This window comes from Colwellia sp. SU-HH01217 (assembly GCF_057543495.1).
The window spans coordinates 705,987-722,272 of sequence record NZ_BAAJLX010000001.1; the positions used below are offsets into that span (position 1 = coordinate 705,987).

General features: G+C 37.1%; 17 protein-coding genes. 2 read left to right on the forward strand and 15 right to left on the reverse strand.

Annotation, left to right across the window (positions count from 1 at the left end; translation table 11 throughout):
- Positions 1-3 precede the first annotated feature (3 nt).
- Genes AC27G3_RS03005 through AC27G3_RS03075 form a run of 15 tightly spaced genes read right to left on the reverse strand, consistent with a single transcriptional unit; the run spans position 4 to position 12,760 of the window.
- Entirely contained in the window at positions 4-573 is a 570-nt protein-coding gene (locus AC27G3_RS03005; protein WP_487118637.1) for a DUF3261 domain-containing protein, read from the reverse strand.
- A gap of 18 nt (positions 574-591) precedes the next feature.
- Positions 592-1,857: an NAD(P)/FAD-dependent oxidoreductase gene (locus AC27G3_RS03010; protein WP_487118639.1), complete on the reverse strand. Its 1,266-nt coding sequence runs from the start codon at positions 1,855-1,857 to the stop codon at positions 592-594.
- Positions 1,858-1,879: 22 nt separating this feature from the next.
- Positions 1,880-4,165, reverse strand: a complete 2,286-nt coding sequence (locus AC27G3_RS03015; RefSeq protein WP_487118641.1) for an MMPL family transporter — start codon at positions 4,163-4,165, stop codon at positions 1,880-1,882.
- Positions 4,166-4,195: 30 nt separating this feature from the next.
- Positions 4,196-4,771, reverse strand: coding sequence for an outer membrane lipoprotein carrier protein LolA (locus AC27G3_RS03020; protein WP_487118643.1), 576 nt, complete (start codon positions 4,769-4,771; stop codon positions 4,196-4,198).
- Positions 4,771-5,196, reverse strand: a complete 426-nt coding sequence (locus AC27G3_RS03025; RefSeq protein ID WP_487118645.1) for an acyl-CoA thioesterase — start codon at positions 5,194-5,196, stop codon at positions 4,771-4,773. Before AC27G3_RS03025 ends, AC27G3_RS03020 begins: the two co-directional genes overlap by 1 nt.
- A complete protein-coding gene (locus AC27G3_RS03030; RefSeq protein ID WP_487118647.1) occupies positions 5,189-6,730 on the reverse strand; it encodes an HAL/PAL/TAL family ammonia-lyase in 1,542 nt (513 codons plus the stop codon). Before AC27G3_RS03030 ends, AC27G3_RS03025 begins: the two co-directional genes overlap by 8 nt.
- Positions 6,727-7,701 (reverse strand): lysophospholipid acyltransferase family protein, encoded by a 975-nt coding sequence (locus AC27G3_RS03035; protein WP_487118649.1) that lies wholly within the window; start codon positions 7,699-7,701, stop codon positions 6,727-6,729. Before AC27G3_RS03035 ends, AC27G3_RS03030 begins: the two co-directional genes overlap by 4 nt.
- Positions 7,701-8,432: a glycosyltransferase family 2 protein gene (locus tag AC27G3_RS03040; RefSeq protein ID WP_487118691.1), complete on the reverse strand. Its 732-nt coding sequence runs from the start codon at positions 8,430-8,432 to the stop codon at positions 7,701-7,703. The genes AC27G3_RS03035 and AC27G3_RS03040 overlap by 1 nt, the downstream gene beginning before the upstream one ends.
- Positions 8,432-8,791: an ApeI family dehydratase gene (locus AC27G3_RS03045; protein WP_487118651.1), complete on the reverse strand. Its 360-nt coding sequence runs from the start codon at positions 8,789-8,791 to the stop codon at positions 8,432-8,434. The genes AC27G3_RS03040 and AC27G3_RS03045 overlap by 1 nt, the downstream gene beginning before the upstream one ends.
- The gene (locus AC27G3_RS03050; RefSeq protein ID WP_487118653.1) at positions 8,784-10,160 is read right to left on the reverse strand and encodes an AMP-binding protein; all 1,377 of its coding nucleotides are present in this window, start codon (positions 10,158-10,160) and stop codon (positions 8,784-8,786) included. The genes AC27G3_RS03045 and AC27G3_RS03050 overlap by 8 nt, the downstream gene beginning before the upstream one ends.
- On the reverse strand, positions 10,153-10,743 hold the full coding sequence (locus AC27G3_RS03055) for a COG4648 family protein (RefSeq protein WP_487118655.1): 591 nt from the start codon (positions 10,741-10,743) through the stop codon (positions 10,153-10,155). Before AC27G3_RS03055 ends, AC27G3_RS03050 begins: the two co-directional genes overlap by 8 nt.
- Positions 10,744-10,752: 9 nt before the next feature.
- Positions 10,753-11,001: an acyl carrier protein gene (locus tag AC27G3_RS03060; protein WP_487118656.1), complete on the reverse strand. Its 249-nt coding sequence runs from the start codon at positions 10,999-11,001 to the stop codon at positions 10,753-10,755.
- A gap of 11 nt (positions 11,002-11,012) precedes the next feature.
- Positions 11,013-11,267 carry a phosphopantetheine-binding protein gene (locus AC27G3_RS03065; RefSeq protein ID WP_487118658.1) on the reverse strand — a complete coding sequence of 85 codons (255 nt, stop codon included), beginning with the start codon at positions 11,265-11,267 and terminating at the stop codon, positions 11,013-11,015.
- Positions 11,255-12,025 carry a lysophospholipid acyltransferase family protein gene (locus AC27G3_RS03070; RefSeq protein WP_487118660.1) on the reverse strand — a complete coding sequence of 257 codons (771 nt, stop codon included), beginning with the start codon at positions 12,023-12,025 and terminating at the stop codon, positions 11,255-11,257. Before AC27G3_RS03070 ends, AC27G3_RS03065 begins: the two co-directional genes overlap by 13 nt.
- Positions 12,026-12,760, reverse strand: a complete 735-nt coding sequence (locus tag AC27G3_RS03075) for a beta-ketoacyl synthase chain length factor (protein WP_487118661.1) — start codon at positions 12,758-12,760, stop codon at positions 12,026-12,028. It abuts the gene before it with no gap.
- Positions 12,761-13,114: 354 nt separating this feature from the next.
- Here AC27G3_RS03075 and AC27G3_RS03080 point away from each other — a divergent pair, with 354 nt between their 5' ends.
- Together AC27G3_RS03080 and AC27G3_RS03085 are read left to right on the forward strand one after the other, a co-directional pair.
- Positions 13,115-13,774 (forward strand): single-stranded DNA-binding protein, encoded by a 660-nt coding sequence (locus AC27G3_RS03080; RefSeq protein WP_487118663.1) that lies wholly within the window; start codon positions 13,115-13,117, stop codon positions 13,772-13,774.
- Between the two features lie 91 nt (positions 13,775-13,865).
- Positions 13,866-15,977: a hypothetical protein gene (locus AC27G3_RS03085; RefSeq protein WP_487118665.1), complete on the forward strand. Its 2,112-nt coding sequence runs from the start codon at positions 13,866-13,868 to the stop codon at positions 15,975-15,977.
- Positions 15,978-16,286: the final 309 nt, after the last annotated feature.

Consider the following 16,286-nt stretch of genomic DNA (forward strand, 5'->3'; position numbering starts at 1 on the left):
GAATTATTGCTCTGAGTCTGAAATGGTAAGTTGATAATTGCGTTGCAAGTGACGATAGCTAACATGATTGTCATTTTTAATAATGCTTATTATTGTTTCTCCATTTAACGCCAGCTTTCTATTGTTTTTATCAAAGTTTGTTATGATTTCAGCCCCTGTTAACGAAGCATTTAACTGGTCTACTGGCCAATATACCAATTGAATATCTGCAATTATAAAGGCGAGTGGGAGCATTTCAAATGCGATATAGTGCTTTTGTTGTAATGGCTCTCCCTCAATAAAAACAACTTCAAACAGCGGTAATCCTTGAGGAGATATGGCAACTAGCGTTAGACCATGTTCAGTAAATTCAAGTTGAGTGATAAGTTGGTGCGTCTCACCATGATGAGTTATGGTTAATAGTTGCTGTTTAGATTGGTATGGCGGTGAATTTTTAAGCGCCGTCAGCTTTAAGTTAACACCTTTTGCCACTTCAACATGATTAATATCAAGCTGAGATAACGATCCACAAGCCGACAAAAACATGATTGATAAAGTGAGAGCTGTATTGATAAAGAGATTTTTTTTCATCATAACCTTCATAAGTAAAAGCTAACTACACAGCTCTACTAGCGTTTTAAATCGTCGCTCACTTTGTGCAACATATGGGTTTGTTTCATCCCAAGCATAACCTGCTAATATTGAACTGATCATTTCTCTTATCTGTGGTTGTTGATCTTGGTAAAAAATAACATCTTGAAAACCCGACTCATACCAAGAATTAACAAAAGTTTTAAAGCATTCAACGCCTTTTTTAAGTGGTTTGGCAAAGCTTTCTTCAAAATCGACTTCTTCACCATCAAGAAAACGTAACACTTGTGGGGCAATTAATGCTGCCGAGCAAAGCGCTATGGTAACGCCAGATGAAAATACCGGATCTAAAAATTCGCCAGCATTGCCTAGTAAGGCATAATTACGTGATGCTAAATGCTTTACATCGGCTGAATACCCTGAGAGTCGACTAACGTCATTATTCCATTGAGCATTTTTAAGAATATTTCTCAAATTGGGCGCAGCTTGTACAAAATGCTTTAAAATTTCTTTATTTCGATTAGTTGCTGGCAGTTCGACATTAGCAAATTGCTCAGCTTTTCCTACTACACCAATACTTGATGTGCCATCAGCAAAAGGTATCAGCCAATACCAAATATCGCTATTGTCTGGGTTAACCGTTATTAAAATTTTATCACGATCGAACACTTCACCGCTAAGGTCGTTCATATCGATGTTATCTTCAATATGGGTAAAGTAAGCATCGCGCGTAGGTAAATGTGAGGGTTTTTCTAAATCAAGCATTCTAGGTAGCACGCGAGCAAAACCGCTAGCGTCGAGTAAAAACCTCCCTTCTACTTGATAAACATCTCCTTGCTCGTCAATCACTTCTAATGTGGGGCATTCAGGTTCAACATTAACACTTTTCACCGTATGACCGTATCGTATTTGTGCTCCTGCTAATGCGGCTCCATCGGCCAAAACCTTATCAAAACTCGCACGTTTCACTTGGTAGGTTGTACCTGGCCCCTGTGAAAATTTTTGAGTAAAATCGAATACGGTATCTTGCCCTTTTTTATGAAAAGCAGCGCCATCTTTATATTGAAAACCACAAGCCTTTGCATGTTGGTGAACATGTTCAACAAGACCTGCTTGCGCCAAGAACTCCATACATTGTGGTAATAAGCTTTCACCAATAGAAAACCGAGGAAAGTACTGCTTCTCTAACACCAGTACACTTTTCCCCGCCTTAGCAAGTATTGCAGAAGCAACAGCTCCCGACGGGCCTGCACCGATAATAACTAAATCAAAGCTTTGTTTTTTCACTACTGTTCCTGCTCTTATATTTTTAACTTGGATGGCTAACTGAATGTGTTACTGCCTTAACGGATAAGGGAGCTAAAATAAAAATACTTGCAATGCCTAACATGACCGTTAAACCAAAACTATAGACAGCAGGTGTGTTACTAAAAACTAAAATGCCAAAAACAAATAACGATGAAAGTGCAGATAAACTAATCGCTAAAACATTGGATGACAAAAAACCTCTGTACTGATAAAAAATTAAATAATCGATAGCTAAAGCTAAAATTAACATCATTGCCAAAACATTAAATAAATTCAACGGTCCCTGAATTAAATAGCTTAACATTAACGCGCTGAAAATCGATAAAGCCAAGACCAAAATTTGATTGAGCGCGACTTGTACACCAAATTTTATCAAACTCATTCCTGCGAATACCGCTAATGCCACGATAAACCAAAACAATAAACTTTGTCGAGACTCTGTCATTAACTGGGAAATGTTTTCAGCTTTATCAAAAAGTATCACATCACCATTATATGTAGCGATTAATTGAGTAAGGACATTTGGTTTTATATTTACAACCTGTAATAAAGAAACATAATCATCATGTGATTGATCTTGATAAAAGTAAGGAGTTACGTACGAAGCGACAGGCGAATTCTCAATAGCTTGATAGCTTAAAACCTTATCTGTCGCTTTCAAATCGATGGTTAATCCAGTTATATCTTCCCAAGAAGAAAACACATGACTTTGTACTGCTTGAATCAATTCGTTTTGGTTTTGCTGTTGTCGTTTTTTCGATGGCAACCAGTCAGTAATACCAGTAAGCTTTGCTTCAGGATAATCAGAGTTAATAGTAGCTCGTACTTGCTCTTCTTTTTGCAACAAAGACTCTACACTGTCAGCGCGGATAAATAGTCGACTGACATTGTTTTGTGATAAAGCCGCTTTGTGCAAGCGTTCATTGTCGATCAACTGCCTGCTGCTGCCATTTAAGTCAGCAATGCTGTCATTAAATTGCAACGGCTTTGCGACAAAAAACAGTCCAATAACAAGACTAACTAAGATTAAAACCAATATTTTTCGTGACTGAAGCTGCTTTAAAATCTTAATCAATTTAGCGACTAAACTAGCTACCCTGCTATTTTCAGTCGGGATAAAAGTAATAAGAGGAAGTAATGTAAAAACGGCAATGATGGCTCCAGCTAAACCGGCGACAACAAATACAGCCACTTGACTAAATAAGCTTATTGGCGCCAAAGTTAGCAACAAATAACCCAGTGCCGTAGTGAAAAAACCTAACAGGATAGACTTCTTAATCGCATGTTTTTGCGCTGCTTTTATTTCGCTATCGCTTGCGCTTTCGTTATATTCGGTGAGTATATGGAAACAATAATCAATGGAAATGCCAATGAGAGTAACGCCAAATACCAAGCTAATGATATGCACGCTATCAAACAATAAAACTAACACAATAAAGCCATAAGCTAAGGCATTAGCGATAGTTAACGACACTGCCAGTAGGGCTTTTTTAGTACGAAAGACGAAGTAAACCATACTAAGCATTGCAAGCAGGCTTAAGCTACCAAAAAAAGACAACTCAAACTGTGCTTGACTGGAGTTTTCAGCGGTATGAAATAGCACACCAGAGTAATGTATTTCGCTATCGGCGTATTGAGCCGTAGTTGATGCAACAAGCTGTTTAACTTCATTTGCAACGATAATCGCATCAACAACGTTAAGCGCTTGTTTATCAACATTAAAAACAATGAAAAATCGTTTTTCATCAAGCGCATAGCTGACTAGTCGGCCATTTTCTTCACTTAATACACTTTGTTTTGTGATGGCTTGCTCAACAAAATCAGCAACGGACAAACTTGCATCGTGTGCGATAGATTCATTTATAAACGGGTTAACTACCTCCGATAGCTTTTGTTGACTATAAGTCCCGTAGGTTAACTGTGACTGAATCGCATTAGAGAAATTACTGGAAAGTAGCAGACCTTTATAAGGCAAGTAAAATTGGAGTGTTTGAATTAAGTTATCATTGGTTTTAACGTCATTAAACCAGGTTTGTTGTTGTAGTTGTTTCTGTAAGCTGTCATAAGCTTGCTCTGCGTTATCTTTAGCAATAGAGATAATAACAAGGGTTTTGTTTCGCTCAAAAAAATGCGCCTCCGCATTATGCAAGGTGACTTGTTCAGATTGAGGCAAGAGCGCTAAAATATCGGCTTGAAATTTAGCTTTCTCTGTAAAAACAATAAAACTCAGTAAAGCTAAAACAATAAAACTTTGTATGAGTCCGAACCAACCAATATACCGTTTCACGCTTTTCCTTGTTTTCAAATTTTCACGTCATTAACTGCCAGAGTCTAAAGGGTTATAACTCAATGATATTTCAGTGCTATTGTTGCTTTTGTCAAATAAAACAAACTGCTTTACTTGCACATTACCACACAGACGGATTTTTTCAATAAACTGGCTCATACTCGCATTTACGGGTTTAAGCTGCACACAACTCTTACTTTCATCATCATAAAAGTAGAAATTGTTGGTTAGCCCTTGAAAATTACCACTAATAAGGTATCGCATTAATTTAGCAATAGTTTCAGCTTGCGGCGGTACTTGGGTATTCCCTGCAGCATCTGTGATAACTAAACTTTGATCACGATATTCAATCGAGCTGCTAACCGGTTTAATAGTTTGCCAAAGCAATAAGTTTTCGGACACTTGAAAATAACCTGAGGAAACAAAAGGTTTTTTTAGTACGTTAAAAAATTTCTTTTGTACAAAGTGTCCTTGTTGATTAATGTTTTCTATTGGCTGAATATTTAGTTTTAGACTTACCTCATCCACTGATATTTTATCGGCTAAAGCAGTAGTGCTAAGACAAACAAAGACAAATACTAGAGTGATATTGAGCAGGTTTTGCATTATAACACCCTAGCTAATTTTTCGAGCAATACGGGTGGGCTATTAAATTGCATTTCTTGCGTTTTTTTATCTACAGCCACTTGTACAGATGTTGCTTTAGTTAATTTATTTCCGGTCTTGGTGTCAGATATTACATAATCAATTTTTAGCCGTGTTTCGTATTCTTTTAAATAAGCATTAACCTTAATCGTTTGACTAAAAACAGCAGATCCTATGTACTTCATACGTAAATCGACAATTGGCCATAAATAACCCGAAGCATCCATAGCTAAATAATCATAGTCAAACTTCTCCAACAGTTCACATCGCGCAACTTCAAGGTAGCGTGCATAATTACCATGCCAAACAATTTGCATAGGATCACAGTCATGAAATGGAATTTTAATTTCAACTTCTGCGGTTAATAATGCACCTTTGCTATTCATAAAGTTTCCAACGCTGTTGTTGAATTGCATCAATGGTATAGCGTAAATCTGCTTCTAATGGCCTGTCTTCAACTAGTGTGGCAAAGTTTTCACTAATATCATCATACATAGTCATCAAGTTAGACGATAAGCTGTCATGATTAAGCTCGCCTGCTTCAATACGTAAGCGCACACCTTGTACTGCTGCTAATAAGGTACTGGCTAACACCTGCTCCGTTAACTGCATCACTCGTAATGCATCTCTTGCTGCAATAGTGCCCATACTCACTTTATCTTGATTATGGCATTCAGTAGAGCGTGAAAAAACACTTGCTGGCATGGTTAACTTTAATGCTTCTGCGGTATAAGCAGAGGCGCCAATTTGTACAGCTTTAAAGCCATGATTAATATATTTACGTTGATCACAACTTGCCGATAAATTAGACGGCAACCCATTGTTGTAACGTGTATCAACGAGTGACGCTATTTGTCTGTCGGCTAAATCTGCTAAATTAGCCACAACAGTTTTCATACTGTCCATAACCATAGCAATATGACCACCATAGAAATGACCACCATGTAAAACATGTTCACCAATACCGTCTATGATGGGGTTATCGTTGGCCGAATTAAGCTCATTTTCAATCATACTTCTAAAGAAAGGCAAGGAGTCTTGTAGTACTCCAATAACGTGTGGCGCACAACGAATAGAGTAACGGTCTTGTAAACGGTCTGAGTTTCTAGGGTGTTCGTAATGATTTAAATCTTGACGGATCCAAGTAGCAACTTGACCTTGGCCTGGATGGGGCTTTACTGAAAATAAAATATCATCAAAGTGATGGCTATTTCCCTGTAACGCTAAGCTTGAAAGTGCTGTAATTCGACTGGCTAATTTTGCTAAATACTGAGCACGGTCATAGGCTAAACAAGAAAGCGCCGTCATAACCGCAGTACCATTCATTACCGCTAAACCTTCTTTAGGTCTAAGTGTAATTGGCTGTAAACCTTGCTCCTCTAGAACTTCGCAACTCAGTTTTACTTCCCCATTAAATAATACGTCTCTTTCACCTACCAAAGCGCCAGCAACATAGGACAATGGCGTTAAATCACCACTGGCGCCAACAGATCCCTCTTGCGGAATAACAGGAACAATATCCCGATTTATAAATTCAACTAATAAATTAAGTAAGTCCCAACTAACCCCGGAATAACCTTGTGTTAAAGAGGCTAAACGCGTTGCTAAAATTGCACGCCCTTCAACTCGACTAAACGATTGACCTAAACCACAGCCATGAAAGCGAGTTAAATGCAGCGGTAACTCTTTAACCAAATCTAACGGGATATTGACCGTAACAGAGTCGCCATAACCTGTGGTAACGCCATAAATAACACCATCTTCTTTTAGTAAGGTATCTAAAAAGTTCACTGCAGAGTTAATTTTCTTACTAAAGGTTACATCGTTAGTGAGTACCACCGACATATCTTGCTTGGATACTTTAACAATATCTTCAATTGACAGTCTATTTAGACCAAATATAGCTTCTTGCTGACTCACCTACTCACTCCGTTAACATCAACACGACTAACTTGTTCGTCTTTCTGCCAAAAATCATAAAAATTAAACCATTGATACGGGTATATTACTGCATAATGACTTAGTCGTTGCGCATAATTTTCAATTATCTGTTGTAAAACTTCAGCTCTTTGTTTTCTAGGTAGCATTAATCTGTCTGAGTAATGCTCAAAAATTAGTTTAAATCGTCCCTGTGATTTAATACAAAAAATCCAATAAACTGGACACTCAAGCAACGCAGCTAAAATAAAGGGACCTTGAGCAAAAGGGGCTTGCTCACCTAAAAAAGACGCATAAATAACTCGACCACCAATACTGACACTTGTTCTATCCCCTACGATAACAATAGCTTCACCAGCCTCTACTTTTTCTTTAAGCGTAACAGCCAGACCAGGTCCAATATCTCGAACTTGAATCAGGTTCACCGTAACTTTGTTATTTACTTTTTCCAATAATTGATTAAATTTTAACGCGTTTTCTGTAAACACTAGCACATTGATGACTGTCGTCTCTTTCATTGTGCTTAAGGCTCGACAAACTTCAAGGTTACCTAAGTGTGAACCAATAAAAATACCACCTTGTTTGCGCTCAATCACTTCTTTGATGCCATCACGGTCAACATAATCAATATCTGCTTTAGTAATTTTTCCAAGCCATGTATCGATTTTATCAAAAGCAGAGTCAGCAAAGGCGCAATGAAGCTTCAGACCCTGCCAAAAATTAGCAGTAATGCTGCGTTGTTTTTTATAGCTATACACTCTTGAAAGAAAATCTCTGGCAGCATGACGCGTAATGCTATTGGTGCAATATAAATAACAAACAACAGGAAACAAAATCAGCCATAACAACCGACGACCGACAAGGCGATAAAATGTAAATAGCACTTGCATGCCCAGTATGGTGCCGCGCTCCTCAATAACAGACCAGTGCTTATTTTTCAAAGAGGAAGACATTAATGAAAGTGACGCTTAAGTAAGCTAGGTATGCGCAAAAACATACCGAAAACTAAACGGGTATGCATCCAACTAATTCGAGCATTATCTTCAAGGGCTTTAAAGTGAGATATTCCATGTTCAGGGTAAATAACCTTAGTTGGCAAAAATTTAACATCAAGACCCTGCCAAAATAGCCGCACCATAACTTCGATATCAAAATCCATGCGCTTGCCTAGCTCTACTTTACTCATCAAAAACATACTTTCTTCAATAGGGTAAACTCTAAAACCGCACATACTGTCTGATAACTTAATTGACAATGTTTCGATACAAACCCAAAAGTGGGTGATAAAGCGTGCAAAATATCGATGTTTAGGTATGGATTCATCGTACACAGGCTTACCTGAAATAAGCGCCTTGGGGTATTGTTCAGACAATGTTTTTAACAGACTAATATCAGCAATATTGTGTTGGCCATCAGCATCGACTTGAATTGCGTAATTAAAATTAAGCTGATGAGCATATTTAATAGCTGTTTGAACAGCACCACCTTTTCCCTGATTTTGCTTATGTGTGATAAGTGTTAGTTCGGGTACGATTTTTACCTGCTCGTCAAAAATCTTTTTTGCTGATGCTTCACTGCCATCATCTACCATGATAATCGGCAGTTTATAATCAGCCAGCTTTGCTAGTAGTGCAGGTAATTCATCGGTATGGTTGTAATTGGGCACAATAAAGCAATAGCGCATCACTCTACCTCCAGCAATACGCGGCCACTAGAGTGCACACATTGATCAGACTGAAATTTAAACACGAACTTTTCGGCAGACTTTTGCGTTAAAACTAATTTAATGCTTTGGCCCGCCTGTATTATTTCCTGAAACTTGAGCACTTCAACTTGTTTAACTGTTGTACCAGATAACTGAAGGTACTCTCTAGCATACCGAACTGCCCAATCCAATTGTACAACCCCTGCTAAAATAGGGGCATTAGGAAAGTGTCCTTTAAAATAATCTAAGGAAGGTTGCGCTGTGAGGGTTAACTCAACACCATCGACTAATGCCTTTTTTGCAATGAGTTCAGGTGTTATTTCTTTTAGTTCACTCAAAAAGCTTCTCCAACTCAATTTGCACTAATTTCCCCTGTGAATTATACGGTAATTCACTTAAGTATCGCCATTTTTTTGGCAAACAAACTAACTCAAACTGTGACAATAAATGACTTTTGAGCTCTCGAGTAAATGTCATCGCAGTCAGTTCTGCTTTTTTAGCTAAGCCAAGCTCTGATAAACTGACCACCGCATAGAGTAAATCACGTTTTCCTGGCTTTAAAAATATCCTTGATTCTTCTACCCAAGCATGGCTATTAACGACAATTTCCATCGACGTTAAGTTCACTCGTTTTTCTTCAAGCTTAACGGTTCTATCGGCTCGACCTGTGAGCGTGAATAGTGTTGGCGAAGTTAACTTCCCTGTATCATCAAGTAACATAGGAGATTCGCTCACCCAAGGCGATTGTAATATTAATTGCCCATTATTATGGTCAACACTTAACATGACTCCGGCGAAAGTTTGCCATTGTGCTGGCGGTAAACTGTCCACTTGTCGATAAGCGATCCCACCCGTTTCAGTACTACCATAAACTTGAGTGGCATCAATATTTAATTGCTTCTTTAAGCTAATGGCAACGTCATCAGTTAACATACCACCCGATGAAAAGAGCTGACTCAACTGCTGGCGTTTTGCTATTAAGACATTATCATTAATCAAACGTTTTAAAAATGCGGGGCTAGAAACTAACACCACCTGCTCCATTTCACTTAACGCTGAAAGGATATGCTCAGGATACTCAAAGGTATCACCAAGTTGTGCCCCCACAGAAAGCGGCCATAACAAGCGAAAGAGTAAGCCATAAATATGTTGATGAGAAACCGTAGAAATTATTGTGTGGTTAACTGTTAAATTAAAGCAGTTTTGTAATTCAATCAGCTCTAAATTGAGTTGTCCCCAACTTTTATGAATAACCTTAGCCTGTCCTGTTGAGCCCGAAGTGCTAAAGTAAAGGTTTCCTGTTGTTGGCCAATTAAACGCAACTTCTTCGTCTATACAGTGGTGCACGATAGCGTTATCGACTTTCAAGCTTTCAAGCGTTGGCAACGACATATTCTGCTCTGCACTGCCCGCAAACACCGAAACGACTGAAGTAAAGCTATTGAGTGTTTCAACTTGCCCGTTACTTGGAAAATAAATATCCGCCGACTCTAAACTTAACGCAAACAACCGCACTGAAAACTGATAAGGGTCAGGGTGAAAAAGTAAAGCTTTTAATGGGCGACTATTAACATCACTATTTTTACTATATTGGTTGATGCGTGCGCGATATTGCGCGATATCATTAACAAATTCATGTAACGACTTTTGTTGGTCATGCATTGAAAATAAAAGTTGTTCAGCCGTGAGCTTTGATAAATTAAACACTTTTCGCCCGTTTTGCTTTGACTTTCAATCGCACTAAAAACTCTACGGCCATAAGCGCGGCCATTAAAAGGTAAGCAATAAGCCCATTGTATAAAGTCCAATGAGTTATTGATGCATACAATGCGGTGTACAAAGCTATACTGCCATTGAGTAAGAAAAAAATACACCACACCACAGTAACTTTTTCGGTATATTTAACGGCAAACTCGTCTAACTCGGGTTCTTTAACTCTAGCGAGTGTTTCAATAACACAAGGTTTTTGATAAAGGGAGTAACTGAAAATGATCAATAAGCCTAAATTCATCGCAACAGGATAGAGTAAGACGCCAATAACCTTATCAAAAACCACCGTGAGCATAAGCACGACAATGGCAAGTAACGAGGTAACTTTCAGCCAAGGCTTACTATTTTTACTGCTTTTACCAGTTTTTTGTGTGGCGTTATGAGTCACTAACCTCAAGGCAAGACAACCAACTAACACAATAGCAATGATACGAGGCTCAAAGTATTGCAGCCCCGTATAAACAATAATAGGATAAAGAATTAACATGAGCGCAAGTAGCGCTGTTAGGATAATTTTCACGAAAGAATATTAATCGGTAATGAGGTTTTCTAAAGCGTCTATGACATCATTAACAGTACGTACCTGTTTAAAAGCGTTAGGTTCAAGCCTTTTACCCGTTAGTGTTTTCAGTTTTACCACAAGATCAATCGCATCTATACTATCAAGATCTAAATCTTCATATAAATTGGCATCTAGCGAGATTGCTTCTTGATCTATTTCAAAATCATCAACAAAAATTGTCGTTAACGCGGTATATATTTCTTCTCTAGTTTGCATACTATGACCTACTACTGACTTTCTTCAATAAACTTAGATAAGCTATTGATTGAACTAAAGTGCTTTTTTGTATCTTCTGAATTACTATCAATTTTTACTTTAAACGTCTTTTTGATCGCTAAGCCCAATTCAAGCGCATCAATACTATCTAGACCAAGGCCGTCAATAAATAAAGCCTCATCATCTTGAATGTCCTCGACGGTAACATCTTCTAAGTCCAAGGTATCAATGATTAATGCTTTCAACTTCGTTTTCAATTCTGACATTGTTTTTTTAACTCCTTATTATAATATTGCTCAAGTTCACGTGTATACAACCGCGTCGCTTTACTTATAGGTTCTGTTCGTTGTTTTTCAGGCACTGGAGCATCAGCAAGTAGCGTTAAGTTAACAACAAATTTGCGTGACGGCACCTTATACCACTTATCAGCTTTGGTTAAGGTAATAGGGTTAACATCTAGCCTAAAACATTGCATAGGTGCGTCGCATCTAATAGCTATATTGGCAGCGCCCCGTTTAAATTTTAATGGTTGGTTCGGCGTCGACCTTGTACCTTCAGGGAAGATAATCAAATTATGTCCTTGCGCCAAAGACAACCGACAATCCTCAATAAGTTGCTCAGGATCATCATTACTAATATAGCCAGTATTTCTAATGACACCTCTAATAAAGGGATTGCTAAACAAGTGAGCTTTCACAATACAATTGGCATCGGGTATTTTAGAAAGCAATAATACCACATCTATTAAAGATGGGTGATTTGCAATAATTAAATTTCCTCTTAAATTAGCTAAAACTTGTGAATTATTAACTAAAAAACGTGAAATCTGGGTTATCTCCATAAAAAAGATAAAAAACTGACATGTTAACTTTACCGTTTTTCTCGCAATTTTTTCAGCGTGAATTTTATTTTTGCAAAACAAACCTTGTATTGGGAGTACAAATATTGCCAGCACTAGACCACCAAAAAAAAATATAAAAAAACACAGTCCGGTCGCCAATATACGCCATGCTTTATTAATCATTTAACGAGTCACCAACCAATAAGGGTCGTTGAGTAACAATTCTTTTTTATCTGCTTGGTTAAACCACTGACTAAAAGCTATCGCTTGCGGTAGTTCAGTGTTCAGTTTATTTTTAAGAGCAACACCCATATTTTTGTTATCTAACTGCACAAGGTTAATACTTGTTGTCGCTACCGAAGAGTCCTTTGTTAAAACGAGGGCAATGGCATGGTCAATTTGTGCTTCATCGGCATATTTTAGATAAGGTTCAGGTAAAGCTTGGTCACAATGCACCAACAATATATCTTCACGTTCTCCTGTTTTTAATCGAATATGAGCTTCAAGCATCGCCATAAGGAAAGTATTTTTTCCTGCAGAAATAGTGGTAGATGGCTGAGTATTTTGAGTAAATATAGTAAAAAGACCTGATACCGCATTATGTACAGATAAACTAAATGCTGTGGGTGAAAGTGCTTCTCCAGCGGAAATATCACCTAGCATATCAGACGTTTTATGCAAATCGCCATGACGAGATGAAAATACGCTCATTAATTGGTTGTTTTCGTTTTCCGTTACTTCAAGCGCACAATGCATCGCAAGCTTAGCATAAGGGCTAAGTCTCCGCCTTTGCATAGGTTTTAATGCCGACAATGAAGGAAGTTCACTTTTATCAAATTGATGCACTTTTTTATCGCCAGTTTGATTATTTCTGGCGTTAACATAAGCTATTTTTTTTATATTAACGGTAAATTCCACGTTATAACCTTCAAATTATTTTATTTAATCAACACTAACTTCTTTAACAGGTTATTAGATAATGATATGGGTTGAATAGTAAAACTTGATAAATGCTACTATGTTAAGATTACGCCAGCTATATGTCACCAATAGTTATCATTTTGTTACCTTCGAGCCCACCATTTAACAAAATGGCTCTGTTATAGCCTTAAATTTTATTATTGTCTAATACATACAAACATTTAAAGAATATTATACTCGTACCATGATAATCACTTAAACTCGCTCAAGTATCCAATTTTACCTTGCTCAACATAGTAACATCTAATAAATTACCTGTAGTGTAAACCGCTTATAAGCTTATGGAAAAATATGATTCAACCAACCAGTTATTCACATTTATGTGCTGTTACCCTGTTAGGTAATTTAGTCGCGAAACCTGATATTCGTTATCGTGCGAATCCAATTGTTGCTGTCACTGAAATTACCGTCGCAACACACAGTCGATGGTTAGATAAAAAAACCAATCAATATAAAGAATGGACCAGTTTTCATCAAATAAAAGTGGTTGGCTCAATAGTTGAAAAAACTTTATTACATGCACAAAAAGGCGACCTCATTCTTGTGCAAGGCTATTTAACCAGTAACGCTTTAAATAGTGATGATGCGCATCCACAAAGTATTACGGCAACATTTTTACAGACATTTGCTAAAGGCTATAGTGAATCAGTTAATCAAATTCATTGTAGTGCCTTATTAAATTCACCTATTCAATTGAGAAAAACCGAAAACGGTAAAGATTTCGTTGAGGCAAATGTCATCATTAACCATCAAGTTTTTTGTACAATTAAACAAGAGTATAAAAACAAAAGCAGTGAACGAGCTCTACACGTTTGGGGAAAACAAGCAATGCAACTTCATGACAAAGCCCAGCAAGGAGATATCATATTTATTGAAGGAAAACTTAGTTATTTAGCGACTAAAGACAAAAAGCAGTTTATCGACGTAGCAAAAGTGCATTTATTTAAATAATTATCGATAAAACACTAGGTTTTTTCTAAAAATAAGATACATTAATTAATTAAAATTTGTTCAACTAAAGATAAGGACTTTCTTAGACAACATGTGGCATTATTTTATTCTTGGCAGAAGAGCTATATTTCAAAGCATTTTAATCATTAGCTTATTGAATACAATTTCCTTTTCTCATGCTACGACCTCCTCCTTATATTCTTTTCATCAAATTGTAAATTTAAGCAATGAACAAACCCCACCCCCACAATGGCTTAATGCTTTAGCTAACCCTAATGATAAGCAACAGTATTATCTAGCCGACAAGTCAGGAAAAATTTATATTGCACAAGACGGTCAAATTAATTCTCAGCCTATTTTTAACCTAGCCACTCATATTCAGCCAGAGAATGAAGAATCAGTCACGTTAACGTCAATTACCCTTCATCCTGATTTTGCTTTTAGTGATCAAATTGGCTATGGCACTTTTTACACTGCACATACAAGCAAACGAGTAAAAAACAGCAAAACTAAACGTTTACAAATAAGACAAGCTGATATTAATTATCAATACGATGCTGTGATAACAGAATGGCAATTTAATCAACTTAATCATACAAAAGTAGACGTATCAAGCAAGAGAGAAATTGTTAGAGTTTCATTGATTAATCAAGAAAATCATATTCATCAATTAGCGTTTAACCCATTTAAAAAATCTTGGAATGATGATTATGGCTTACTTTATTTTTCACTTTTACCTGAAGATACTCTATCGACTTACCCATTATATTCAGGGGCAATACTAAGAATTAATCCCAAAAAATTTGGTTTAAAAGAATACACCGTTCCCACAAATAATCCTTTCTTGAAAGATATTGAAATTAACGATGAAATATTTTTATTAGGTGCACAGAAAATTAAACAATTCCTTTGGCCGCAAAAAAATAGCGAACAATTGTCAGTTGTCCATAATTATGATCAACAAAATATTTTTTCAACTGCCGAACATCGCAGTGATTGGCGTTCTACCCCACCAAGAGAGAAAGCGGTCATAGAAGAAAATATCAGTAATATCCTTTTATATAAGGGGAGAGCTTTAAAGTCTTTAAGAAAACGATTAATTTATTTAACAAAAGAAAGTAACCAATGGTTGCTCAATACCCATCAATCGGCAAACCCTACCAATACTGCTGAAAAAGTACAAACCAACCTAGATAGCGCTGAACAACTTAATACCGATGAACTCTTGTTGTTTTCTGACAGTTTCGGAGAATTATTGTTACTAGATAATACCAATTCTGTTATCTCTAAAATAACGCAGAATAATCCATCAGGTGAGCTTTACGATGAAAACCAACAAACCTCAAATGATGGCTTTTTTATTTTTATTTCGCTCATTACTGCCCTGTCTATCTTGGTTATCAGCCAATTAAAAAAAGGTAAAAAAGGTTTATCTTCGTTAGTACGGCGTAATTATGCTGATATTGAGGTGAGTCAATCTAAATTACAGGTTGGTTTATATCGCCGTCATCAAACAGCCAGTGAAACAGTCTTGACAATAAATCAAATTGAATCAAGTGAGATTTTTCTTAATAACACTAGCATATCACTAATTAATCACGAAAAAGGTTTCGGGTTTAGTGATGCCCAAGAGCTTGATCTGCGAGAAAACTTTGCCCGTGAATATAAAGATAAGATGATTGACGATAAAGTCAGGCAAATTTGTTTAGTACTTAGAAATCAAGCCCAAGACTACCGTATTTCATTGTACGCAAGAAAAGGTGACCAACGCGTTACAAAAAAACGTTATAAAGAAGTAATTGAAGAAATAATTGATTGGTGTTGGTTAGTCGCCCGTAGTATTAATTCAGAAAACACGGGGAAAAGAACACCTCGACCAGCGTTAAAATCGACTGCGCCACAAACAGTACTTAAAAAGTCTGCTATTAAAAAAAATAAACAGGCGGCAATTGAAAAAGTTAAAGCCACAATGAGTAAGTCTGCCTCTTTATCGGATGACACCATTGAAACTCCTCAGAAGTCAATCAAGACCAGTCCACCAATAAAGAGCAATAATGACCCCATTAGCAAAAAAGACAGCTTAATTGATACTGAGCTTGTTAATGCTCTTGATAAGCTTGTTAAATTAAAACAGCAAGGGTTTCTTACAAGTGATGAATTCAACCAAGCTAAAGATAAATTACTCAAAGACTTGATGCATTAGAGCATTAATGAGTCCATTAGGACTCTTTTATAATCGTACTCTGTCTCCACGCCTTGAAGATGTTCTTTCACGCACAAAAAAGGCCGCTTTCGCGACCTTTTAAACGGGTTGTCAAAAACTGCTAATTAAGCAATGATTTTTGATACAACATCAGCACCAACTGTACGACTCTCAGCTTCGTCGCGGAGCTCCTCGCCCTCGTTTACTAAAAACAGTCCATTAGGACTCTTTTCTTAACGTACTCGGTCTTCACACCGTGAAGGTTATGAGCACAAAAAAGGCCGCTTTCGCGACCTTTTAAACGGGTTA

Coding starts and splice junctions, on each gene's coding strand:
- AC27G3_RS03005 (WP_487118637.1), bottom strand. CDS start 573: ATGATGAAAAAAAATCTCTTTATCAATACAGCTCTCACTTTATCAATC.
- AC27G3_RS03020 (WP_487118643.1), bottom strand. CDS start 4,771: ATGCAAAACCTGCTCAATATCACTCTAGTATTTGTCTTTGTTTGTCTT.
- AC27G3_RS03025 (WP_487118645.1), bottom strand. CDS start 5,196: ATGAATAGCAAAGGTGCATTATTAACCGCAGAAGTTGAAATTAAAATT.
- AC27G3_RS03035 (WP_487118649.1), bottom strand. CDS start 7,701: ATGTCTTCCTCTTTGAAAAATAAGCACTGGTCTGTTATTGAGGAGCGC.
- AC27G3_RS03040 (WP_487118691.1), bottom strand. CDS start 8,432: ATGCGCTATTGCTTTATTGTGCCCAATTACAACCATACCGATGAATTA.
- AC27G3_RS03060 (WP_487118656.1), bottom strand. CDS start 11,001: ATGCAAACTAGAGAAGAAATATATACCGCGTTAACGACAATTTTTGTT.
- AC27G3_RS03065 (WP_487118658.1), bottom strand. CDS start 11,267: ATGTCAGAATTGAAAACGAAGTTGAAAGCATTAATCATTGATACCTTG.
- AC27G3_RS03070 (WP_487118660.1), bottom strand. CDS start 12,025: ATGATTAATAAAGCATGGCGTATATTGGCGACCGGACTGTGTTTTTTT.
- AC27G3_RS03080 (WP_487118663.1), top strand. CDS start 13,115: ATGATTCAACCAACCAGTTATTCACATTTATGTGCTGTTACCCTGTTA.
- AC27G3_RS03085 (WP_487118665.1), top strand. CDS start 13,866: ATGTGGCATTATTTTATTCTTGGCAGAAGAGCTATATTTCAAAGCATT.